The sequence below is a fragment of the Streptomyces sp. NPDC087906 genome (assembly GCF_055584925.1).
Map to the genome: position 1 here is coordinate 178,670 of NZ_JBVJLC010000006.1, position 20,584 is coordinate 199,253.

Below are 20,584 nucleotides of genomic sequence, written 5' to 3' on the forward strand. Positions count from 1 at the left end.
GTGGTGCGCCTCAGAGAAGCGCGGCGGCCACCGGCTCCTCCTCGGGCACGGGTACGGGACGACAGGTGAATCCGAGGCGGGTCAGCGCCCTGACCACCTCGCCGGACGAGAAATCGCGGCGGTCCTGGCGAGTGATCAGCTCGCCCACCTGCTTGACCGGGTAGACCCGGCGGCCGATGACCACGGACTCGCCCGTGACGGGTTCGGGCTTCACGCCCTTCATCGATTCCTGCACCTCGCTCTTGTTCAGCTCGAAGGGGAAGTGGGCGATGATGCAGCGCATAGTGCCTCGGCAGGGAGGAGGGAGTGGTGCGGAGACTCCAGCATCCCACGCCACAGGGGTGGGCCGGGTCATTGCGGCGGTCCGACCGGTGCAGCGGGTCCCGGGCGGCATCTGGGAAGCTGGATCCATGCAGGCCATCGCGCTCACCGAACTCGTCGACGAAATCCTCGCGGGACCCGCTCCGCTGCCGCTCGTGCGCGCGGGCGACCCGGTGCTGCGGCGCCCCGCGCCGCACTACGAGGGAGAGCTGGGGGAGGACCGCCTCGACCGCCTGGTGCGGGCCATGCGGGAGTCGCTGCACGCCGCCCCCGGTGTCGGTCTCGCGGCCCCGCAGGTGGGCGTTCCGCTGCGGCTCGCGGTCGTGGAGGACCCGGCCGACGTCCCGCAGGAGACGGCTCAGGCGCGTGGCAGGGTTCCGCTGCCCTTCCGGGTGCTGGTGAATCCCTCGTACGCGCCGGTGGGTGACGGCGTGGCCGCCTTCTTCGAGGGCTGCCTCAGTGTGCCGGGCTGGCAGGCGGTGACGGCGCGGCACGGGACGATCCGGCTGCGCGGGCAGGACGAGCGGGGGAACGCGGTCGACGAGGAGCTGTCCGGCTGGCCGGCCCGGATCGTGCAGCACGAGACGGACCACCTGGACGGGACGCTCTACCTCGACATCGCCGAGACGCGCTCGCTGTCGACGACGCAGGACGTACTCGAACGCTGGGCGCAGCCCACTCCTGAGCTGGCCGCGCGGGAACTGGGGTTCACACTGCCGGGCGTGCGGGCACGGTGAGCTGGATCTGGCGCAGGAACGCGGCGTTGTCGGGAGTGCGGCGGAGCCGGTCGAGCAGTGTTTCCAGTGTGGCTTGGCCGTCCTGGCCGAGCAGGGCGCGCCGCAGACCGCGGACGGCGGTCAACTCGGCGGCGGGAAGCAGGAGTTCTTCGCGCCGGGTGGAGGAAGGCGTGATGTCGACGGCGGGGTAGATCCGCTTGTCGGCCAGGGTGCGGTCCAGCCGCAGCTCCATGTTGCCGGTGCTCTTCAGTTCCTCGAAGTAGTAGTTGTCCGCGCGCGATCCGGTGTCGACGAGCGCGGTCGCGAGGATCGTCAGCGAACCGCCCTCCTCGGTGTGGCGCGCGGCGCCGAACAGCCGCTTGGGGCCTTGGAGCGCGCTCGCGTCGACACCGCCGCTGAGCGTACGGCCGCCGGCGCCCGCCGCGTTGTTGTACGCGCGGCACAGCCGGGTGATCGAGTCGAGCAGGATCACCACGTCCTGGCCCTGCTCGACCAGGCGCTTGGCGCGTTCCACGGCGAGTTCGGCCAGCGCGACATGCGCCTTGGCCGGCTGGTCGAAGGTGGAGGCGAGCACCTCGCCGCGTACGGAGCGGCGCATGTCGGTGACTTCCTCGGGGCGTTCGTCGAGGAGCACCACCATCAGCAGGCACTCGGGGTGGTTGGCGGCGACGGACGCGGCGAGCTGTTGCAGCAGCATCGTCTTGCCGGTCTTGGGCGGGGCGACGATCAGGCCGCGCTGGCCCTTGCCGATCGGTGTGATCAGGTCGACGACACGTGAGGTCACCCCGCCTGCCGGGCTCTCCAGCCGCAGCCGGTCCCGCGGGTGCAGCGGGGTGAGGTCGGCGAAGTGCGGCCGGCCGTGCAGGGCCTGCGGCGGGCGGCCGTTGACCCGCTCGATGGTGGTGAGTACGTGCTTGGCGTCGCTGACGCCCTGGATCACGTCGCCCTTGCGCAGGCCGGCCCGGCGGATCTGGGCTGCCGAGAGCTGGACGTCGTCGGAGCGCGGCAGATAGTCGCCGACGCGCAGGAAACCGCGTCCGCCCGACGTGATGTCGAGGACGCCGTTGGTGGCGAGGCCGGCCGGCTGTTGGGTCGGGACGGGGGTTGTGTGTTCGAGAGTGGTGGTCATACGGGGGTCCTTTCACGGACATGGTGGAACAGCGGCTCGACGGCCGGGAGAATCACTGGGGCTGTGCTGGATCACCGTCATGAAGGACGGGTGCGTCAGTCACAGAGACAGTCGACGGCGAGAGCCGTCTGGAGGGAATAAGCACCGGCGCCGAAAACCCAGGCGTACACGAGTGCTGTTCATGACTGTACCACGTGCCGGATCCGGCAGGGTCAGCCCGCCGCGGCGGACTTCTCGCTCTGCACCGCCCGCCGCACCGCCTCGGCGTACCACAGGTCGCGCGCCAACTCCCGCATGGTGCCGCGGAGTTGGCGGGCGCCGGGGCCGGGGAAGAGCGGCCGCGCGAGATCGACGGCGTGGACGAGCCCGGCGAGCGCGCGGCTGCGCTCCTCGGGGAAGGACATCTTCCCCGCGGCGCCCAGCCGGGCGACGGCCGGAGCCGACCAGTCGGCGGCGGCGGCCGGATAGCGGTGGAACGGGAAGATGCCGAGCGCCCGGTGCTTCTCCTCGCGGAGTACGCCGCGCTGCACCAGCCGCCGCAGGTAGAGGTCGGTCACATGCCGCGACGCTCCCCTGAGCCAGCCGCTCAGCCGTACCTCGCCGCCCCGGGCGACCAGTTTGGCCAGGACGTCGTCCAGCACGGGATCACCGGTGGGGTACTTGTCCCCGACGACGGCCTTCCCGCCCCGCGCGCCGACGCGTCCCGCCGCCGCCAGTTCGGCGAGCACGGCGCCGGCGACGCCGAGCCGTACGTATGACATCTGGGTACGGGGCCGGCCCGTCGCCGGGCTGAGGGCCAGGAGCAGCAGCTCCTCGGGCAGGGTCACGACTGGCTGGTCCATCGGGCTCTCCCTAAGGCTTTGCTGCGAGGACGCGCCGCGCCCCCCGTTCGGTTGCTCACGGGCCCGGTGAGACGGGCGGGAGCCGTCTGATTTGCTGGTGGGGTTCCGCACGCACCCGTACAGCGAAGTGAGGCCCCCGCAGGTGGCAGACCGTCCCGTGTCCCTCGTCAGCCTCATACCCGCCGTCTTCCTGCCCGCGCTCATCTTCGAGACGGGCATGGGGGCGCTCGCCCCGGTGCTCGCGCTCAGCGGCCGGGCGCTCGGCGCCTCCATCGGCGGGGCGGGGCTCGTACTGGCGCTGGTCGGTGTCGGGCAGATCCTCGGCGACGTGCCCGCGGGGGCGCTCGCCGCCCGGCTCGGGGACCGCAAGGCGATGCTCGTCGCCGCCGGGGTCGCCGCGGTCACCCTGAGCTGCTGCGCCCTCGCCACCGAGCTGTGGCAGCTCGCGCTGGCCGTGACCGCCACGGGCGCGACCAACGCCGTCTTCGTCCTGGCCAGGCAGTCCTACCTGACCGAGGTGGTGCCGACGGGGCTGCGCGCCAGGGCCCTGTCGACGCTGGGAGGCATGTCGCGGATCGGCGCCTTCGTGGGGCCCTTCGTCGGCGCCGTGATCCTCACCGGGCGGCCCGTCCACGACATCTACTGGCTGGCGCTGCTCTGCACCGCGGTGACGGCCGTGGTGCTGCTCGTGGTGCCCGACGTCAGAGACGAGTCCGCGGCCCGCCGCACCGGCAAGACCCCCGTCCCGGTCCGTACGGTGGTGCGCGACCACCGGCGGATCTTTCTGACGCTGGGCTTCGCCGTCCTGCTGGTGGGCTCCGTCCGGGCCACCCGGCAGACGGTGCTGCCGCTGTGGGCCGACCATCTCGGCCAGAGCGCCTCGGCCACCAGCGTCATCTTCGGGATCGCCGGGCTCGTCGACACGATGACCTTCTACCCGTCGGGCCGGATCATGGACCGGTACGGCCGGCTGTGGATCGCGGTGCCCTCGATGCTGGTGCTCGGGGTGACGATGGCGTCGCTGCCGCTGACCCACGGGCTCGCCTCGATCACCGTCGTCGCCATGCTCATGGGGTTCGGGAACGGGATCGGCAGTGGCATCCTGATGACACTGGGCGCCGATGTGGCGCCGCCCGCGACCCGTTCGCAGTTCCTCGGTGTGTGGCGGCTGTGCGCCGACTCCGGCAGTGCGGGCGGTCCGCTGGTGGTGTCGGCGGCCGCGGCTCTGGGCAGTCTGGCCGCCGGTATTATGGTGATGGGCGGCATGGGTATCGTTGCCGCCGCCGCTCTGCTGCGCTGGGTCCCTCGTTACTCGGCCTTCGCGACGACGGGAACACGTCGGAAGAAAGCGGCCCCGGTCGCCGACCACGCCGGCGATGAGACAAGCTACTCGCCCTAACGTCTCCTCGGGGAAAGGCAGTTCCAGTGCGCAGTGTCGGAGTGGAGGAGGAACTCCTCCTGGTGGATCCCGAGTCGGGTGAGCCCCGGGCCTTGTCGGCCGCGGTGCTGGCCGTCGCGGACCGGGCGTCGGACAAGGCAGGCGCCGACGACCACACGTTCGAGAAGGAACTGCACGGTCAGCAGTTGGAGTTCGCGACCCATCCGTGCACCGGCATGGACGACCTCGCGGACGAGATAGTCCGCTGGCGGCAGGACGCCGCCGAGCACGCCGCACAGGCCCAGGTGACGGTCGCGGCCCTCGCCACGTCGCCGCTGCCGGTCAGCCCCACCGTGAACGCGGGGGAGCGGTACCGCTGGCTCCAGGAGCAGTACGGCCTCAGCGTGCACAACCAGCTCACCTGCGGCTGCCATGTCCATGTGGCGGTCGAGTCCGACGAGGAGGGCGTCGCCGTACTCGACCGGATCCGGCCGTGGCTGCCGGTGCTTCTCGCGCTGAGCGCCAACTCGCCCTTCTGGCAGGGCGACGACAGCAGCTACAGCAGCTACCGCAGCCGGGTGTGGGAGCGCTGGCCCTCGGCGGGCCCCGTGGAGCCGTTCGTCACGGCGGAGCGCTACCACGAGCAGGTGCGGTCCATGGTCGGCACCGGTGTGCTGCGCGACGAGGGGATGATCTACTTCGACGCGCGGCTGTCCCACAACTACCCCACCGTCGAGATACGCGTGGCCGACGTGTGCCTCGACGCCTCGACCCCGGTGCTGCTCGCCATGCTCGTACGGGGACTGGTCGAGACGGCGGCGCGCCAGTGGCGGGCCGGCGACCCGGCACCGCTCCACGGGGTCGGGGTGCTGCGGCTCGCCGCGTGGCGGGCCGGCCGCTCGGGTCTCGACGACACACTGCTCCACCCCGTCACGATGGTCCCCGAACCGGCCGCCGACGTCGTCGACTCGCTGCTCGCCCATGTGCACGACGCGCTGGAGGACAGCGGCGACCTGGCGGCCGCCCGTGCCGGCCTGGCCACGCTGCTGCGGGACGGCAACGGCGCGCGCGTCCAGCGCGAGCTGCTGAGCAGCACCGGCAGCCTGCGCAAGGTGGTCGCCGAGTGCGCCCGCAGGACCCGCGGCTGACGGCCCGACCGGGATGCCGTGCTCAGCCGATCCGGGCGACGGCGCGTACGGGCGCGCCGTCGGCGCCGGCGAGCCGCAGCGGGAACAGTGACACCTCGACCCGCCGCCCGGCGCGCTGCGCATCGACCACCCGGTCGAGCCCGGTGAGATTCTCGGCGATGACACCGCCCGCGCCGCACAGCACCCGGTGGGCCGCCAGCCCGTCGCCGTCTCCGTTCCCGTCCCCGTCCGGCGGGTGCGGAGCACCGGGCGCGGGTGTCGGGTCGACGCTGAGCGCGTCGACACCGACCGTACGCACGCCGGCGGCCACGACCGCCCGCGCCGCCCCGGGAGTGAGCCACGGGTGGCCGAGGTAGCGGTCGGTGCCCCAGTGCGCCGACCAGCCGGTGACGAGCAACAGGACGGTGCCGGGCCGCAGTCGGGGCAGTACGGGCGCCAGGTCCGCCGCGGTGGCGCCGGTGCGCGGCGCGAGAGCGCGCAGATCGGCGGCGACGGCAGGGCCGGTGAAGCGCGTCAGCGGCAAGTCGTCGAGGGTCGGCCACCGGTCGTCCACGTGGTACGGCGCGTCGACATGCGTGCCCGACTGCGAACCGAGGTGGACCCGCAGCACATTGACGCCGTCCTCGGCGGCCCGCAGCGCGGCGGTGATCTCCACCTCCGGGTCGCCGGGGTAGACCGGCATGCCGGTGACGAGCGGAACGGACAGATCCAGCCACTCGACGGACGCCGGTTCCTGCTGGGGTGTCATGGATCGCCCTCTCTGTCGCCGACCGCCGGATCCTCCATTCTGGGCCGTGCGCCGGACGGTTCCTCCACCCGGCCGTGACGACGCGTCCGATCGGGTAGCGATCCGCCCGGCGCTGCTGACCTTGCCGGGTGACCGGGCAATAAAGACCCGTGCCGGTCGTCGCCCGGTTTTCCCGCCGCTGCCCTACGGAGATCCATGAACCTCACTCGCACCCGTCTGTTCCGGCTGATCGGCGCCGCTGCCGCCGTCGGCGTCGGAATCTGTGCCGTACCGGCGCAGGGCGCTTCCGCGGCGCCCGGCGGAGCGGGCACCGACCGGGCGAAGCCGACGGTGGTGCTGGTGCACGGGGCGTTCGCCGACGCGTCCGGCTGGGAGAACGTGATCGGCCGCCTGCACGGCGAGGGGTACCGCGACGTGATCGCCCCCGCCAACCCGCTGCGCGGTCTGGCGAGTGACTCGGCGTACCTCGCGAGCTTCCTGAAGTCGGTGCGCGGACCGATTGTCCTGGTCGGCCACTCCTACGGCGGGGCCGTCATCACCAACGCCGCGGCGGGCAACAAGAACGTCAAGGCGCTGGTGTACATCGCCGCCTTCGCCCCGGCGGCGAAGGAGACCATCACCTCCATCAACGACAGGTTCCCCGCCACGCCCCTCGCCGCGGCCCTCAACCCCGTGCCGTACTCGACCGGTACGAGCAGCGGCGTCGACGTCTCCATCAAGCCCGACAAGTACCGCGACGTCTTCCTCAGCGACCGGCTCCCCGCGCCCGACGCCCAGGTCCTCGCGGCGACCCAGCGGCCGGTCGACGCCGCCGCGTTCGACGAGCCCTCCGGCAAGCCGGCCTGGAAGACCATTCCCTCCTGGGCCCTGGTCGCCGAGCAGGACCACGCGATCTCGCCCGAAGCGGAGCGCTTCATGGCGGAGCGGGCCCACTCGCGCACCATCGAGGTCGAGGCGCCGCACGCCGCCTTCCTCACCAACCCCGGCGCTGTCACCGGTCTGATCCGCGACGCCGCGCGTACCGTCGGCTAGGCCCTGTCCGGCCGATCTTCGCGGGCCCGACGGCCACGAGAGGCCCCCCGGTGCCGGATATGGCCTGATCCCGCATCAGACGACACTTCGCTGTCATGACCCTGCCTGATGGACTTCGGGTGCCCGTGTCTGTGGGCCTGACATCTTTTGTGCGGCTGTGCCGCCTTGAGAAGGGAACATGACCATGCCCGAACTCACCCGCCGCCGACTGCTGGCCGCCGGCGCCGCCGCATCCGGCGCCGTGGCCGCGAGTCAGCTCCTGACCGCTCCGGCGGCCCGTGCGGCAGGCAGACCCCTGGCCGCCGACCCGTTCACGCTGGGCGTCGCCTCCGGCGACCCGCTCACCACGGCCGTCGTCATCTGGACCCGGCTCGCCGTCGACCCGCTGAACGGCGGCGGCATGCCGGACTCGCCCGTCGCCGTGCAGTGGCAGGTGGCCCAGGACCAGTCGTTCCGCAGGGTGGTGCGCCGGGGGGTCGCCCTCGCCGATCCGGACCTGGCACACAGCGTGCACGTGGATGTGCGCGGACTCGAACCCGGCCGCGTCTACTGGTACCGCTTCCGGGCCGGCACGTACCTCTCACCGGTCGGCCGCACCCGCACCATCTCGCGCGACCCGTCGAAGCTCCGGGTCGCCCTCGCCTCCTGCCAGAACTGGCAGAACGGCTACTTCACGCCGTACGCCGACATGCGCGAGCAGGAACCCGACATCGTGCTCTTCGTCGGGGACTACATCTACGAGAGCGCGCCCACCGCGTCCGCCGTACGGGTCCACGAGGGCTCGGGCGAGCCGTACAGCCTCGTCCAGTACCGCAACAGGTACGCGCAGTACAAGACCGACCCCGACCTGCTCGCGATGCACGCCGCCGCGCCCTGGATCGTGACCTTCGACGACCACGAGGTCGACAACGACTTCGCCGGCGAGGTGCCGCAGGACCCCGCGCGGCAGCCGCACGACGCCTTCGTCTCCCGGCTGACCGCCGCCTACCAGGCGTACTACGAGCACATGCCGGTCAGGGCGACGGCGGTGCCGAACGGCCCGCACATCCAGATGTACCGGAGCTTCGACTTCGGCCGGCTCGCCCGGCTCAACGTCCTCGACACACGCCAGTTCCGCAGCGACCAGACCACCACACAGGCCGGCGCCGAGGACCCCGCGATGACCATGCTCGGCGCGCCGCAGCGGGCGTGGCTGGCCGGCAACCTCGCCGGCTCGCACGCCCGCTGGAACCTGACGGCCTCGCAGATCATGATGGCCGAGACCGATCTGCTGGCGGGGCCCGGCAAGGAGTGGTTCTACGACGCGTGGGACGGCTACCAGGTCGAGCGCAACGACCTGCTGGCCCGCTTCCGGCAGGTGGACAACCCGGTGGTGCTCAGCGGTGACCGCCATCTGACGATGATCAGCGATCTGAAGAGGGACTACGGAGATCCCGAATCGGCGGTCGTCGGCGCCGAGTTCGTGGGTACGTCGATCAGTTCCAACGGCGACCAGGACGCGACGGCGTTCAACGCCATGTGGGACCCGCTGCGCGGCGACAACCCGCACTGGAAGGTCATCGACTACCACCGCGGCTACCACTTGTTCGACATCGGGGAGCGCGGTATCGACGCCCAGGTGCGGGTGGTCGGTACGGTGCTCAAGCCGCAGTCGGCGTCGACCACGCTGTCGAGCCTGCGGGTCGACGCGGGACGGCCCGGCGTGCACGTCGTCTGACGCCGCCGGACCGTCCGCGAACCCGCCTGCCCGCTCTCCCGCCGGCCCGCCGTGCGCCGTCCTGGCGCGGCGGGCCGGCCGCTCAGCCGCCCGCGGTGACCTCGGCCAGCTTCTGGAACTCGCCCAGGTCGTAGTTGGCCAGGGCGGAGTCGAGGTTGGTCAGGGCGCCGAGGCGCTCGACGAAGCCCTTCGGGTCGTACTCGATCTGGAGGGTGACCCGGCTCGTCGACTCGGTGACGTGGTGGAAGGTGACGACCCCCGCGTGGTGGACGCCCTCCGTGGTCCGCCAGGCGATCCGGTCCTCCGGTACGACCTCGGTGAGTTCGGCGACGAACGCCTTGTCGGCGCCGGGGAGCGAGAGCTGCCAGGCGAAGTTGCGGTCGTCGATACGCTCGACGTGCCGTACATGACTGAGGAACTCCGGCCAGCGCGTGACGTCGCTCCACAGCTTCCAGCTCACCGCCACCGGCGCCTTGATGTCTACGGACTCAAGCAGCGACGACGACATGGTGGTGTCCTCTCCTCGGTGATGTGCCTGCCTTCCGGCGGCTACCCGCTGACCGGTCGGCTATCCGCCACCCAGGAGCGGCCTGCTCAGGGCTCCTTGGTACGGGACTCCAGATCCGCCCGGGTGGCGGCGCCGTAGACGCCTGACGGGTCGCCGGTGATGCGGTGGCTGTCCTGGTAGCGGGCGACCGCGCGCTGCACGCCCGCGTCGTACGTGCCGTCGGGCAGGCCGACGTACTGGAGCAGGAGCTGGCCCATCCGCTTCTGCAGTTCGACGACTTCGGGTCCGGTGTCGCCCTCGCGCAGCACGGGCGGGCCCGAGGGGGAGGTGGTCTGCGTGGGACCTGCGGGGAGAGGCCCGCCGCCGTCGGCCGAGGACGAAGGGGCGGCGCTCGCGCCGGACGTGTCGGCGCCGCCGGCGATCGCGGCGGCGGCCGAGGCGGCTATGTCCTTGGCCTTGTCCTTGACCGACCCGTCGGCCGACGCGCCGGGGGACCGGCTGGGCTCTTCACTCGGACCGGCCGACGTGGGGGCGTCCGTGGCCGAGGGGGTGGCGGAGGCCGAACCGGGCAGCGCGCCCTGGGAGTTCGGTGCCGCCGCCGCGTCGGACGTACCGGAGCCGCCGTTGCCGCCGAGGACTCCGGCGCCGATCGCGACGGCCGCGGCGACCACGACCACGGCGCCGGCCACCAGCAGACCGGTCTTGCGGCGGCCGGAGCCGGCCGGGGCCGCGGGGTCGCTCTCCTCGTCCGCCGCGACGAAGTCCGGTGTCGACGGCGGTACGGGCGGCAGCGGTTGGGTCTCGGCGGCCGGTACCGCGTGATCGGCCGCCACGGCTTCGGGTTCGCCGGACGTCTCGGGTTCGACGCCCGCCGCGTGTTCGCCGCCCGCCGCGTGTTCGCCGGCGGTGAGAGCGGCCACGTCCTCGTCGCGTGCGATCCTCGGAGCCGCGGTGTCACCCGGCGTCTGCGCGTTGTGCAGCGAGACGTAGGGGCGCGTGTGCAGCATGTCGAGTGTTTCGATGTGGTCGTCTTCGGCGGTGCTCTCCGCGGCTGTCTCGGCGGGGATGGCGCAGGCGCAGTCGGGGCGGCCGTCCTCGCGTGCGGGTGCGAAGCAGCGAGGGCAGGGTTCTGGCTTCACGGACGATTCCTTCCGGGGTTCGCAGCGATTATGCAGAGCCCCCGCCCCTTCGCGCAGCGCTTCTTGGCGTTGTTTGCTGATCGAGACCGACTGTTCCGAGGGAGGTAACTGCCCATTCTCCGGCTCATTCGGGCAAATGCCGAGCGAGCCCGGCGGACTCGTCAACTCCGGCCCTCGCGCACGGTGCTGAGGATCTTGCGCACCGTCGCGTCCGGCACCTCGTCCGGCACACCGGTCGCCCCGAAGAACGTCCACGACACGAAGTCGCCCTTGGCGTTCTCGAAGGCGAAACTGGTGACTTTGCCGTCGCTGTCACACTTGCCCTTCTTCGGCACACCGGAGGAAACGGCCGTCGCCAGACTCCCCTTGATGCCCGACGAGGTGGTGTACGGCTCGACGGGCCCCGGCTTGATCGTCTTCTTGTCGGGCTGGGTGTACGCCCCGTAGAGCCACAGGGCGGCGTTGTTCTTGGCCGCCTCCTCCGTGGTGGCGGCGCCGCGTTCCCCGCGCGACCCGGCGGACGCGAGCGCGGTGTCCTCCGTGCTGCCGTTCCCGTCCTCGTCGGACGAGCACCACTTCTCCTTGAGCAGGGCGGGGGCGGTGAAACCGATGAGTGGTTTCTCCTCCGGGTCGCTCTCGTCGGCGACGTACGTCGTCCAACTGGCCGCTTTGAGGCCCCACTCCGGCGGTACGTCGAAGACGACGCCGGTCGACGGGTTCAACACGGCCTTCCAGCCGGCGACGACGGGCTCCGGCGCGCTGTCGCGTCCGTCGGCGCCGCCCGACGCGGTCGGCGAGACGGCGCCGCGCGTCGACGGGTCTTTGGTCGGGTCGACGTTCTTGCCCTCGTCGTCGGAGCCGCCGCCCAGCACCAGAAACCCGGTGACGGCCGCCGCGACCACCACGACGGCGGTCGCGACGACGGCGACGAGCCGGGTCTTCCCGCCGCCCCCGCGCGGCGGTTCGGGCGGTCCCGAAGCGACGGTGGGGGCGGCCCACGGCGGGGTCTGCCCCGGTGGCTGCCCCGGCTGCTGGTACGGGTTGGGCTGCTGCCGGTACGGGTTCGGCTGCTGGTACGGGTTGGGCTGCTGGTACGGATTCGCGTACGGGTCCTGCGCGTTGGGCCCGTCCCCCGGTTGCTGCTCTCCTGGCCACATGAAAGGCCACGATAGAGGGGTGTTGTGCGCCGGCCGAGGCCCGGGTCCCTTGCCGCGACCGGGTGGATGGATAAGGCAAACAGTACGGAATGAAGTGGTCCAGACCCTTGACGGTCCGTTGGTCCAGACCAATTATGGGGCCCGATCCGCCTGCTGTCTCACCCACTGGGAGCCCCCATGAGACGTACGAGATCCGTCAGAGCGCTGCTCGCCACCCTGGCGACCGTGGCCGCTTCGGCCGGCCTGGTCCTCACCACCGGAGCCGCCGCGCACGCCGCGACCCCGCTTCCCGCGCATGTCTTCGCGCCGTACTTCGAGGCGTACAACGGCGACAGCCCCGCAGCCCTGGCGCAGCAGTCCGGCGCCAAGTACCTGACGATGGCCTTCGTCCAGACCGAACGGCCCGGTTCCTGCACGACGTACTGGAACGGCGACACGGGCATGCCGATCGCCTCGTCCGTGTTCGGCCAGGACTTCACCACCATCCGCTCACGCGGCGGCGATGTGATCCCGTCACTCGGCGGCTACGCGGCCGACAACGGCGGCACCGAGATCGCGGACAGTTGCACCAACGTCGACTCCATCGCCGCTGCGTACGAGAAGATCATCACCACCTACGACGTCTCGCGCCTCGACATGGACATCGAGGACAACTCGCTGACCAACACGGCCGGTATCGACCGCCGCAACAAGGCGATCAAGAAGGTGCAGGACTGGGCGGCGGCCAACGGCCGTTCGGTGCAGTTCTCGTACACCCTGCCCACCACCACGAGCGGCCTCGGCGACACCGGACTCGACGTGCTGCGCAACGCCGCGTCGAACGGCACGCGGGTGGACGTGGTCAACATCATGACGTTCGACTACTACGACAACGCCACGCACAACATGGCCGACGACACGAAGACGGCGACGACCGGACTCGTGGGCCAGCTCGCCCAGTTCAACCCCGGCAAAACGCAGGCGCAGCTCTGGAGCATGGTGGGCGTCACGGAGATGCCCGGCATCGACGACTTCGGCCCCGCCGAGACCTTCACCACGGCCGACGCGCCCCCGGTCCTTGACTGGGCCGTCGCCAAGGGCATCAACACCCTCTCCTTCTGGGCCCTGCAACGCGACTCGGGGTCCTGCCCCGGCACCGGCGGCTCCGACAGTTGCTCCGGGATCCCGCAGGACCCGTGGTACTTCACCCACACCTTCGCCCCGTTCACCGGCGGTGGCAGCGGCCCGGTGACCAACGACTTCTCGGTCTCGGTCGCCCCGGGGTCGGCCTCGGTGCAGCCCGGCGGCTCGACCACGGCGAGTGTGAAGACGGCCGTCACCTCCGGTACGGCGCAGAGCCTCGCGCTCAAGACCAGCGGCGCCCCGGCGGGCGTGACGGCGGCGCTCAGCCCGGCGTCGGTCACCGCGGGCGGCTCGGCCACGCTCTCGGTCAGCGCCTCGGCGTCGGCGGCGCCGGGCACGTACCCGCTCGACGTGACGGCGACAGCGGGATCGGTCAGCCACACCGCCACCTTCACGCTCACCGTCGCGGGACCCGGTGGGAACACCGGCGCCCTGGTCAACGGCGGCTTCGAGAACGCGTCCCTGGCACCCTGGACCTGCGAGAGCGGCGGTGCGCTGGTGACGACACCGGTGCACGGCGGTGCGCACGCGCTGAAGTCGTCGCCCACCTCCGCGCAGACGGGGCAGTGCGGCCAGACCCTCACCCTCAGCCCCAACACCCACTACACATTGAGCGGTTGGGTGCAGGGCAGCTACGCCTACCTGGGGGTGAGCGGCGGTGCCACCGCCAGCGCCTGGACCAGCTCCACCGGCTGGTCCAAGCTGACGGTGCCGTTCACCACCGGCGCCTCCGGCACGGTCACCGTCTACCTGCACGGCTGGTACGGCCAGTCGGCGGTGTACGGAGACGACTTCTCGCTGACCTGAGAGGCGTCTAACGTGGGGGTGTGATTGATGCTGATGACGTGCGCCGTATCGCACTGTCGCTCCCCGAGACGCTGGAGAAGGAAGCGTGGCGCATGCCCACGTTCCGGGTCGCCGGCAAGATGTTCATCACGGTCCCCGACGACCAGGCGTCGTTCGCCGTGCGCTGCCCCCGGCACGAGCGGACCGAGCTGATCGCCGCGGAACCGGAGAAGTTCTGGGTGCCGCCGCACGAGGCGAGTTCCTCCTGGGTGCGGGTGCGGCTCGCCGCACTGGAGGATCTCGACGAGCTGTACGACATCCTGGTGGACTCCTGGAAGCAGGCCGCACCCGACCGGCTCGCGGAGAGCTTCGCGGCCACCGCGCGCCGGGACCCCGGCTCCACCTGAGACGGTACGGCCGGCGGATCCCCGGATCCGCCGGCCGTACCGCCGGCTCTCTCGTACGCGTCAGGCCAGAGCGGCGAGTTGGGACCCCGCCAGCAGGAAACCGCCCACACCGAAGTCGGCGGTGCTGTCGTAGGTGATGGGCTGGCTCGACTCCGGGCGGTCGCCGACCTTCTGCACGTAGCCGAGGACGCCGTCCGGGTGGACGGCGGTGGCGACCAGGCCGTTCCAGCCCCGCGCGGCGACCGGCAGCAGAGCCGCGCCGTCGACCAGGCCGGCGCCGATCGCGTACGCCGTCCCGTACACGAAGAACGCCGTACCGCTCGTCTCAGGACCCGGCAGATGCGCGGCGTCGCCGAGATTGACGTTCCAGAAGCCGTCGGTGCGCTGGACCTTGGCCGTGGCGGTCACCAACTGGCGCAGTGTGTCGCGGTATTCGGCGACATGGCGCTCGCTCGCGGGCAGCGCCTTGAGTGTCTTGGTGTGCGCGCCGGTCACCCAGCCGTTGCCGCGCGACCAGAACACCGGCTTGCCGTTCGGGGAGACGATCCCGCCGGGCAGGAAGTTCGCGTCGCGGTACCAGAGGCCGGAGGCAGCGTCGTACAGACCCGGGCCGCCCTCCGCGTGCTTGGTGTGGTCGTAGAGGCTGTAGAGCTTCTCCCAGTACCGCGGGTCGTCGCGCAGCGCGCCGATCCGCGCGAACGACGGCATCGCCATGTGCAGGGCGTCGTCCCACCACCAGTCGTCGTTCTTGCCCGGCTGGTCGGTGTAGACCATGCGGTGCAGCGACGACTCGATCGCGGCGAGCTTCTGCTCGTCGGGTTCGATCTCGTACAGGTCGAGATAGGCCTGGCCCGCGCACTGGTTGTCCGCGTGCCGGGTGGCGGCGCCGCCGATCAGCCCGTAGTCGTGGCTCTCCGCCCAGTTCCTGGCGTAGTTGAGATAGGCCGGGTCGTTCGTCAGTCTGAACAAGGCCAACAGCCCGCTGAAGAACGTCGCGTTGGCCCAGCCGTTGTCGCCCGGGTCGGCGTGCGCCCCGATCCAGTGGTCGGCCACCCGCCGCAGGACGCTGATGATGTCTTCCCTGGGCGGGAGTTGGCCGGACGGCGGGGCGGCGGGCGCAGCGCCGGATGCGGCCGCCGCCGTACCGGACAGCGCGGGCAGCAGGGTGGCTGCCGCCGCTGCCGCGACACCGCCGGCGATCAACTGTCGTCTATCCATGTGAACTGCTCCTACATCTGTGGGGGTGCAGTCATCATCGACGCTTCGCCGTCACGGTGTCCATGGTCCGTACCAGGATTCCGGTGCGGGCCCGGCTACCAACTGACGGTGTGGTCCGCCGCCGTGAGCACGGCCAGCACGATCAGGTCGGCCGCGCCCAGGGCCAGCCCGAGGTAGGCCCGGCCGCGGTGCCCGGTGCGCCGGACGAGGGCGAGCGTGCCCAGGACGAGCGCGGCGGGCCCGAGGAAGAGGTTGAACACCAGCAGCCCGACCAGGCCGAGCACGAAGGACGCGACGGCCATCCCGTCGGCGGTACGGCGGGTCGACTCGCGGGTGCGCACGGGGGGCGCGGGGGTCTTGGCGGTCATGGTCCTGACTCCTTACGAGTGGCCTCGGGTGTGGGCGTGCCGCTTGCGCAGCGCGTACACCCCGAGCCAGCAGGCGATGACGGCGGCGGCGCCGAGCGCGACGGGCAGCGGCACGTGCACCACGGCTCCGAGGGCGACTCCGAACAGCAGCAACGCTCCGACGAGAACGAACATGTCTCTCCTTGGCTCCTGGTGTCTCGCGGATCTTGTGCACTGCGCGTGCCCGAGGGTTACCGACGGAAACGACGGCGGTGTGTGGTGCCACCCACACCCGGGGCCGGAGCTACGGTGTGCGCCTGTACCGGAACCGACTTCCAGGGAGCCGCCGTGTCGCCAGCGTTCGAGGACCGTTCCGAGCGGGCCGGCTACCGGCGTTCGGCCGGGTCGCCCCGTGGCGAGGCCAGGCGGCTGGAGCTGCTGGGCCGGGTCACCGACGACCTCGCGGCCAACGGGCTCGTGGACTTCTCGCTCCGGCGTGCCGCGCGGGCGGCGGGCGCCACCCACAAGGTGCTGCTCTACCACTTCGACGGCATCGACGACCTGCTCAGGCAGGCGATCGTGCAACTGCGGGAGCGCCGTATCGACAAGGCGTTCACCGCCGCCACCGCGGGGCAGCCGCGCCGGCCCCTCGCGGACTGGGTGCGGGTGGTGTGGCCCGTCCTGGTGGGCGAGGAGGCGCGGGTGCTCGACCAGGCCATCGGCCTCGCGATGTACGACCCCGAGCGGCACGGCGCGCTCGGCCGCGAGGCGTCCCAGCAGTATCTGCCGCTGCTGCTGTCCATCTGCCCGGAGACCTGGCCGGAGCGGCGGAAGCTGGAGGTCGCCGAGATGATCCTCGCCGTCCTGCGGGGCTTCCTGGTGGACGCCAGAACCAGCGGCGACAGCGCGGGGATCGCCGCGGGCTTCGAGGCCCTGGGCCGCGCGCTGGAGCGGGAGGAGGCCGCCGAGGAGTAGGAGTCCGGCGTGCGTGGACAGCATGCGAACCACGTGGTTCACTTTAAGGACGGGGTGAGTGACGGGGTGAGTATCGGCCACGGGGAGACCGGCATGGGCATGTCCTTGAAACGGGAGAAGGTCCGCTTCACCAGCGGCGGCACGGAGTGCGTGGCCTGGCACTATCCAGGAACCAACGGCGGCTGCGTGGTCATGGCGGGCGGCGGGGGAGTCACCAAGGAGCCGGGGACCGACCGGTTCGCGAAGCGGTTCAACGATGCCGGGTTCGCCGTCCTCGCCTTCGACTACCGCCGGCTGGGGGAGAGCGGCGGGCAGCCGCGCCAGGTCGTGCGCATGGCGGACCAACTCGACGACTGGCAGGCGGCGATCGGCTTCGCCGCCACGCTGCCCGGCGTCGATCCGGCCGGCCTCGCGATCTGGGGCTTCTCGCTGTCCGGCGGCCATGTCTTCCCGGTCGCCGCGCGTGATCCGCGGCTCGCTGCGGCGATCGCGCAGACACCGAACGCCGACGGTCCGGTGGCTTCACGCAACGCGTCGCGCTTCCAGACGCCGCTCGCGATGCTGAAGGTCACCGCGCTGGCCCTGCTCGACACGCTGGGCGGTCTCGTGGGCCGCGAGCCCCTGTTGATCGGGCTCTCCGGAGAGCCGGGCGAGACCGTCATGCTCACCACTCCGGACGGCAGGCTCGGCGACCAGGTGCTCAACCCGGACAACGCGTACCCCCAGTGGCAGCAGGAGGTGGCGGCGCGCTCGGTGCTCAACTTCAGCCTGTACAAGCCCGGTCGGCACGCGTCCCGGGTGCGCTGCCCGCTGCTGGTGGTCGTGGCCGACCAGGACCGGTCGGTCCTCGCCGCGCCCGCGGTCCGCGCCGCGGGGCAGGCGCCGGACGCCGAGCTGGTCCACGTACCCGGCGGACACTACGCGCCCTTCCAGGACGCCCACGAGCGCGCGGTCGAGGCCGAACTGGCCTTTTTGCGCCGCAGGTTGCTCGGCGAGGCGCCGGCGGGCCACGGCGCACCCGGAGCGGCGCGGCCGGCGCCGGGGCGCGGGATCTGAGGATCTGAGGGGGAGGGACGGGATGACTCTGATCGAGTTGTCGGCCGGGCCGGTCGCGTACGAGGACACCGGCGGGGACGGCCCCACCGTGGTGCTGCTGCACGGGCTGATGATGGACTCCTCGCTGTGGGCGGGGCCCGTCGCCGAACTCGCGGCCGGACACCGCTGCGTGACACCGACGCTCCCGCTCGGGGCGCACCGCCACGCGATGCGCCCCGACGCCGACCTGTCGCTGCCGGGTGTGGCGCGGCTGGTCGTCGAGCTTCTCGACCGGCTCGACCTGCGGGACGTCACCCTGGTCGGGAACGACACCGGCGGCGCGCTCGTCCAGCTCGTCATCGCGGGCGGGGCCGCGCGGGTGGGCCGGGCCGTCCTTGTCTCGTGCGAGGCCTTCGACAACCTCCCGCCGGGGCTCACGGGCCGCACACTCATGCTCACCGGCAAGCTGGCGCCCCGGCTGTTCGGGATGTTCATGCAGCAGATGCGGCTACGGGCCGTGCGCCGCTCGCCGTTCGCCTTCGGTCAGCTCACCAGGCGCGGGGACGCGGCGACGCGGCGCTGGGTGGAGCCGGTACTGAGGCGTCAGGAGATCCGCCGCGACGCGGTCCGCATGCTGCGGGCCGTCGCCGCCGACCCCGGCGTCCTGAGCGAAGCCGCCCTGCGACTGCCGGAGTTCGACCGTCCCGTCCTGGTCGTCTGGGCTCGCGGCGACCGGGTGATGCCGCCGGCGCACGGCAGGCGGCTCGCCGAACTCCTGCCGCACGCTTGCCTGGTGGAGATCGGCGACAGCCGCACGCTCGTCGCGCTGGACCAGCCACGTGAATTGGCTCGGGCCGTGCGGGAGTTCACCCGGCTGGCACCGGGCTGACGGTGTGCGGCAAACAGTTCCGTCTTGCCTGGAGCGCCAGGGGTAAACCTGTGAGGCAAGTCACGCTTCCCGTGGTGAAGCGGCTTCGTGAGGCGAGGCATTGACGCGGCCTCAAGAACACAAGCCGAGCGGAGCCGGCGCCTGGGTTTCCTGTGAGGGAACGGTGGAAATTCCGTGCCCTTACCGAACGTGTCGATTGTCGCTGCCTGTAAGTGTGCGCTGGAATTATCGGTTCCATCTCCCCTTCAGGCAACGATGTGAAGGCGCACCGAATGATGCGCCTTGATGTGCATGGCCGTATGACGCGTGGGGCGTTCTGCGGGTGCGCATGACCGTGGGGGAGAGAAACACTGATGAACCGCATACGTTCCATGGCGGCAGTGGTGACCGTGGGGGCCGCTCTGTCACTGCTCGGCACCGGAGTGGCGAGCGCGGGCACCGGACCCGTGCCGGGCACCGGGTCCTCCGTACCCGCTTCGGACACCACCGCCAGTGAGACGGGCAATCCGCGCAGCGCCCAAGCGGCGGCAGCCGGCGTCTGCACCGACGCCTACCAGATCGGCACCACGGCGTACGCCTACCGGGGCACCGAGATGATCGCCTCGGTCAAGCAGTTCTACTCGCCCACGTGCGACAAGAACTACGGCTATGTATGGGTGTGGAAGTCCTTCCTGGACAAGAAGATCAACTTCGATCTGACCGTCGGGGTCTGGTCGTTCGAGCGCGGATCGCTGGTCGGTGGCAGGACCGTGTTCAACACGCACGGCCAGGAGTTCTGGGGGAACGCCGCCGACACGACCGACGAGTGCACGGCCGGCGACGGCACGATCAGCGTCGCCGGCGAGCAGGGCCACTACCACGCCCGCTCGTCCGAACGCTGCTGACCCGGCGCGCGGCCTGACCAGCCGCCTCTCGGGTGGGCGAGAGGGTCTGCGGTCCTCTCGCCCACCCGTCCCCCCCCGACCCTGAGAAGGAGTGGAGAATGCCCCCGAACGCCGTCAGCGGGCGCGGCAGTTGGATACCTGACGGCACGGCGGGCGTGATCGTCGTGCTGTGCGTCTTCGCCTTCGTGGTCTGCATGTTCGGCTACGGGATCTGGAACAAGCGACGCAGGGGACGGGGCGGCAGGTAATGAGCAAGGTGACGGGCGTACTGCTCATCGTGATCGGCCTGGCGATCGGGGCGCTGGGACGGCTGACCGCCTCCCGCTACGGCCAGGACTCGCCGGTGGCCAGGAAAGCGATCTGGGTCCTGTGCATGGTCGTCGGTGTCGGTGTCGCCGCGCTCGGTGTCAGCCAGGTCGCCTAGGAAACTGACGCACCGTCAAGAACCCTCGGGCAGCAGCGGGAAGAGCCGGGCGACGGCAGCGACCGGCAGCGCGTCGGCGGGGCGCTCGGACGGCCGGTCGTCCCGCCGCCGGTAGCCGGCCAGCAGCCGGCGGATCGACTCGGCGAGTTCGGCCGTCTCGGCCGGTGTCAGATGCAGCACGGCGCTGAACGCCTCGTCCTGCTGCCACTCGACGGGCGCTGTCGCGCGGTGGGACAGCCAGCGCTGGTAACTCTCGTCCTCAAGTCCGCGCGCCAGTGTGGTGAAACCCGCCGGTTCCGCCGCCCCGCCGTCCGGTTCGGCGCCGTCCGGCTCGACGGGCTCCCACCGCAGCCGCCACGGCCGCGCTCTGCCGCCGCTGTGCGGCGCCTCCTCGATGAGTCCGTGCCGGGCGAGCTGCCGCAGATGGAACGAGCAGAGACCGGAACTCCGGCCCAGCCGCTGCGCGGCTTCGGTGGACGTGACCGTGCCGACCTCGGCCAGCAGGTCCAGCAGGGCGATCCGCAGCGGATGGTCCGGCAGGGACGCGGCGGGGGCCGTCGGGCGATGCTCACTGGTGCTCACTTTGCAAAGGATGCTACTTTGCAAAGCCTTCGGTCAAGCGGGCATGCAAAGGCGTTGAT

Annotated in this window: 24 protein-coding genes; 13 read left to right on the plus strand and 11 right to left on the minus strand. The window is 71.4% G+C overall.

The genetic code is table 11. The features are described from left to right. Positions 1–10: 10 nt before the first annotated feature. On the minus strand, positions 11–283 hold the full coding sequence (locus ACZ63I_RS19685; RefSeq protein ID WP_469340211.1) for an SCO5918 family protein: 273 nt from the start codon (positions 281–283) through the stop codon (positions 11–13). A gap of 127 nt (positions 284–410) precedes the next feature. Here ACZ63I_RS19685 and ACZ63I_RS19690 point away from each other — a divergent pair, with 127 nt between their 5' ends. Continuing rightward, positions 411–1,058 (plus strand): peptide deformylase, encoded by a 648-nt coding sequence (locus ACZ63I_RS19690; RefSeq protein ID WP_469340212.1) that lies wholly within the window; start codon positions 411–413, stop codon positions 1,056–1,058. On the opposite strand, the gene rho is transcribed toward ACZ63I_RS19690, so the two are convergent. Both rho and ACZ63I_RS19700 read right to left on the minus strand, forming a co-directional pair. Then, a complete protein-coding gene (rho, locus tag ACZ63I_RS19695) occupies positions 1,030–2,187 on the minus strand; it encodes a transcription termination factor Rho (RefSeq protein ID WP_469340214.1) in 1,158 nt (385 codons plus the stop codon). The two genes, ACZ63I_RS19690 and rho, sit on opposite strands and share 29 nt — an antisense overlap. A 212-nt stretch (positions 2,188–2,399) precedes the next feature. Continuing rightward, positions 2,400–3,029, minus strand: a complete 630-nt coding sequence (locus ACZ63I_RS19700) for a GOLPH3/VPS74 family protein (RefSeq protein WP_469340216.1) — start codon at positions 3,027–3,029, stop codon at positions 2,400–2,402. A gap of 142 nt (positions 3,030–3,171) precedes the next feature. Here ACZ63I_RS19700 and ACZ63I_RS19705 point away from each other — a divergent pair, with 142 nt between their 5' ends. After that, positions 3,172–4,428 (plus strand): MFS transporter, encoded by a 1,257-nt coding sequence (locus ACZ63I_RS19705; protein WP_469340217.1) that lies wholly within the window; start codon positions 3,172–3,174, stop codon positions 4,426–4,428. Positions 4,429–4,454: 26 nt separating this feature from the next. Then, on the plus strand, positions 4,455–5,555 hold the full coding sequence (locus tag ACZ63I_RS19710) for a glutamate--cysteine ligase (RefSeq protein WP_469340218.1): 1,101 nt from the start codon (positions 4,455–4,457) through the stop codon (positions 5,553–5,555). Between the two features lie 22 nt (positions 5,556–5,577). Here the strand turns inward: ACZ63I_RS19710 and ACZ63I_RS19715 are convergent, their stop codons facing one another. Beyond that, a complete protein-coding gene (locus ACZ63I_RS19715) occupies positions 5,578–6,303 on the minus strand; it encodes a cyclase family protein (protein ID WP_469340220.1) in 726 nt (241 codons plus the stop codon). Between the two features lie 195 nt (positions 6,304–6,498). Between ACZ63I_RS19715 and ACZ63I_RS19720 the strand changes: the two genes are divergently transcribed. Both ACZ63I_RS19720 and ACZ63I_RS19725 read left to right on the plus strand, forming a co-directional pair. Beyond that, positions 6,499–7,335: an alpha/beta fold hydrolase gene (locus ACZ63I_RS19720; protein ID WP_469340222.1), complete on the plus strand. Its 837-nt coding sequence runs from the start codon at positions 6,499–6,501 to the stop codon at positions 7,333–7,335. A 184-nt stretch (positions 7,336–7,519) separates the two neighbouring features. Continuing rightward, positions 7,520–9,052 carry an alkaline phosphatase D family protein gene (locus tag ACZ63I_RS19725; RefSeq protein WP_469340518.1) on the plus strand — a complete coding sequence of 511 codons (1,533 nt, stop codon included), beginning with the start codon at positions 7,520–7,522 and terminating at the stop codon, positions 9,050–9,052. Positions 9,053–9,134: 82 nt separating this feature from the next. On the opposite strand, the gene ACZ63I_RS19730 is transcribed toward ACZ63I_RS19725, so the two are convergent. The 3 genes from ACZ63I_RS19730 to ACZ63I_RS19740 form a co-directional block, all read right to left on the minus strand. Beyond that, the gene (locus ACZ63I_RS19730; RefSeq protein ID WP_469340224.1) at positions 9,135–9,560 is read right to left on the minus strand and encodes an SRPBCC family protein; all 426 of its coding nucleotides are present in this window, start codon (positions 9,558–9,560) and stop codon (positions 9,135–9,137) included. 86 nt (positions 9,561–9,646) lie between these two features. After that, positions 9,647–10,699, minus strand: coding sequence for a peptidoglycan-binding domain-containing protein (locus ACZ63I_RS19735; protein WP_469340226.1), 1,053 nt, complete (start codon positions 10,697–10,699; stop codon positions 9,647–9,649). 161 nt (positions 10,700–10,860) lie between these two features. Next, entirely contained in the window at positions 10,861–11,856 is a 996-nt protein-coding gene (locus ACZ63I_RS19740; protein ID WP_469340227.1) for a DUF8017 domain-containing protein, read from the minus strand. Between the two features lie 177 nt (positions 11,857–12,033). Between ACZ63I_RS19740 and ACZ63I_RS19745 the strand changes: the two genes are divergently transcribed. Continuing rightward, entirely contained in the window at positions 12,034–13,785 is a 1,752-nt protein-coding gene (locus tag ACZ63I_RS19745) for a glycosyl hydrolase family 18 protein (RefSeq protein ID WP_469340229.1), read from the plus strand. Positions 13,786–13,805: 20 nt separating this feature from the next. Beyond that, a complete protein-coding gene (locus ACZ63I_RS19750; RefSeq protein ID WP_469340231.1) occupies positions 13,806–14,171 on the plus strand; it encodes an MmcQ/YjbR family DNA-binding protein in 366 nt (121 codons plus the stop codon). Positions 14,172–14,231: 60 nt separating this feature from the next. Here the strand turns inward: ACZ63I_RS19750 and ACZ63I_RS19755 are convergent, their stop codons facing one another. The 3 genes from ACZ63I_RS19755 to ACZ63I_RS19765 all read right to left on the minus strand — a co-directional run bounded on the left by ACZ63I_RS19755 (position 14,232) and on the right by ACZ63I_RS19765 (position 15,931). Then, the gene (locus ACZ63I_RS19755; protein WP_469340232.1) at positions 14,232–15,389 is read right to left on the minus strand and encodes a glycoside hydrolase family 88/105 protein; all 1,158 of its coding nucleotides are present in this window, start codon (positions 15,387–15,389) and stop codon (positions 14,232–14,234) included. A gap of 95 nt (positions 15,390–15,484) precedes the next feature. Further along, positions 15,485–15,757 (minus strand): DUF4190 domain-containing protein, encoded by a 273-nt coding sequence (locus tag ACZ63I_RS19760; RefSeq protein WP_469340234.1) that lies wholly within the window; start codon positions 15,755–15,757, stop codon positions 15,485–15,487. A 12-nt stretch (positions 15,758–15,769) separates the two neighbouring features. After that, entirely contained in the window at positions 15,770–15,931 is a 162-nt protein-coding gene (locus tag ACZ63I_RS19765; protein ID WP_469340236.1) for a hypothetical protein, read from the minus strand. Between the two features lie 153 nt (positions 15,932–16,084). Here ACZ63I_RS19765 and ACZ63I_RS19770 point away from each other — a divergent pair, with 153 nt between their 5' ends. From ACZ63I_RS19770 to ACZ63I_RS19795, 6 genes are all read left to right on the plus strand, one after another. Then, a complete protein-coding gene (locus ACZ63I_RS19770; RefSeq protein WP_469340237.1) occupies positions 16,085–16,711 on the plus strand; it encodes a TetR/AcrR family transcriptional regulator in 627 nt (208 codons plus the stop codon). 93 nt (positions 16,712–16,804) lie between these two features. After that, on the plus strand, positions 16,805–17,767 hold the full coding sequence (locus ACZ63I_RS19775; RefSeq protein WP_469340239.1) for an alpha/beta hydrolase: 963 nt from the start codon (positions 16,805–16,807) through the stop codon (positions 17,765–17,767). Positions 17,768–17,789: 22 nt separating this feature from the next. Beyond that, complete coding sequence (locus tag ACZ63I_RS19780; RefSeq protein ID WP_469340241.1) at positions 17,790–18,635, plus strand: alpha/beta fold hydrolase; 846 nt, start codon at positions 17,790–17,792, stop codon at positions 18,633–18,635. A 353-nt stretch (positions 18,636–18,988) separates the two neighbouring features. Further along, positions 18,989–19,519, plus strand: a complete 531-nt coding sequence (locus ACZ63I_RS19785) for a hypothetical protein (protein ID WP_469340243.1) — start codon at positions 18,989–18,991, stop codon at positions 19,517–19,519. A gap of 98 nt (positions 19,520–19,617) precedes the next feature. Continuing rightward, positions 19,618–19,767 (plus strand): hypothetical protein, encoded by a 150-nt coding sequence (locus tag ACZ63I_RS19790; RefSeq protein WP_469340244.1) that lies wholly within the window; start codon positions 19,618–19,620, stop codon positions 19,765–19,767. Continuing rightward, on the plus strand, positions 19,767–19,943 hold the full coding sequence (locus ACZ63I_RS19795) for a hypothetical protein (RefSeq protein WP_469340246.1): 177 nt from the start codon (positions 19,767–19,769) through the stop codon (positions 19,941–19,943). The genes ACZ63I_RS19790 and ACZ63I_RS19795 overlap by 1 nt, the downstream gene beginning before the upstream one ends. Before the next feature lie 15 nt (positions 19,944–19,958). Here the strand turns inward: ACZ63I_RS19795 and ACZ63I_RS19800 are convergent, their stop codons facing one another. Beyond that, a complete protein-coding gene (locus ACZ63I_RS19800; RefSeq protein ID WP_469340248.1) occupies positions 19,959–20,525 on the minus strand; it encodes a helix-turn-helix domain-containing protein in 567 nt (188 codons plus the stop codon). Between the last annotated feature and the right edge of the window lie 59 nt (positions 20,526–20,584).

Coding starts and splice junctions, on each gene's coding strand:
- ACZ63I_RS19685 (WP_469340211.1), bottom strand. CDS start 283: ATGCGCTGCATCATCGCCCACTTCCCCTTCGAGCTGAACAAGAGCGAG.
- ACZ63I_RS19690 (WP_469340212.1), top strand. CDS start 411: ATGCAGGCCATCGCGCTCACCGAACTCGTCGACGAAATCCTCGCGGGA.
- rho (WP_469340214.1), bottom strand. CDS start 2,187: ATGACCACCACTCTCGAACACACAACCCCCGTCCCGACCCAACAGCCG.
- ACZ63I_RS19700 (WP_469340216.1), bottom strand. CDS start 3,029: ATGGACCAGCCAGTCGTGACCCTGCCCGAGGAGCTGCTGCTCCTGGCC.
- ACZ63I_RS19715 (WP_469340220.1), bottom strand. CDS start 6,303: ATGACACCCCAGCAGGAACCGGCGTCCGTCGAGTGGCTGGATCTGTCC.
- ACZ63I_RS19720 (WP_469340222.1), top strand. CDS start 6,499: ATGAACCTCACTCGCACCCGTCTGTTCCGGCTGATCGGCGCCGCTGCC.
- ACZ63I_RS19725 (WP_469340518.1), top strand. CDS start 7,520: ATGCCCGAACTCACCCGCCGCCGACTGCTGGCCGCCGGCGCCGCCGCA.
- ACZ63I_RS19730 (WP_469340224.1), bottom strand. CDS start 9,560: ATGTCGTCGTCGCTGCTTGAGTCCGTAGACATCAAGGCGCCGGTGGCG.
- ACZ63I_RS19740 (WP_469340227.1), bottom strand. CDS start 11,856: ATGTGGCCAGGAGAGCAGCAACCGGGGGACGGGCCCAACGCGCAGGAC.
- ACZ63I_RS19745 (WP_469340229.1), top strand. CDS start 12,034: ATGAGACGTACGAGATCCGTCAGAGCGCTGCTCGCCACCCTGGCGACC.
- ACZ63I_RS19755 (WP_469340232.1), bottom strand. CDS start 15,389: ATGGATAGACGACAGTTGATCGCCGGCGGTGTCGCGGCAGCGGCGGCA.
- ACZ63I_RS19760 (WP_469340234.1), bottom strand. CDS start 15,757: ATGACCGCCAAGACCCCCGCGCCCCCCGTGCGCACCCGCGAGTCGACC.
- ACZ63I_RS19765 (WP_469340236.1), bottom strand. CDS start 15,931: ATGTTCGTTCTCGTCGGAGCGTTGCTGCTGTTCGGAGTCGCCCTCGGA.
- ACZ63I_RS19775 (WP_469340239.1), top strand. CDS start 16,805: ATGGGCATGTCCTTGAAACGGGAGAAGGTCCGCTTCACCAGCGGCGGC.
- ACZ63I_RS19780 (WP_469340241.1), top strand. CDS start 17,790: ATGACTCTGATCGAGTTGTCGGCCGGGCCGGTCGCGTACGAGGACACC.
- ACZ63I_RS19785 (WP_469340243.1), top strand. CDS start 18,989: ATGAACCGCATACGTTCCATGGCGGCAGTGGTGACCGTGGGGGCCGCT.
- ACZ63I_RS19790 (WP_469340244.1), top strand. CDS start 19,618: ATGCCCCCGAACGCCGTCAGCGGGCGCGGCAGTTGGATACCTGACGGC.
- ACZ63I_RS19795 (WP_469340246.1), top strand. CDS start 19,767: ATGAGCAAGGTGACGGGCGTACTGCTCATCGTGATCGGCCTGGCGATC.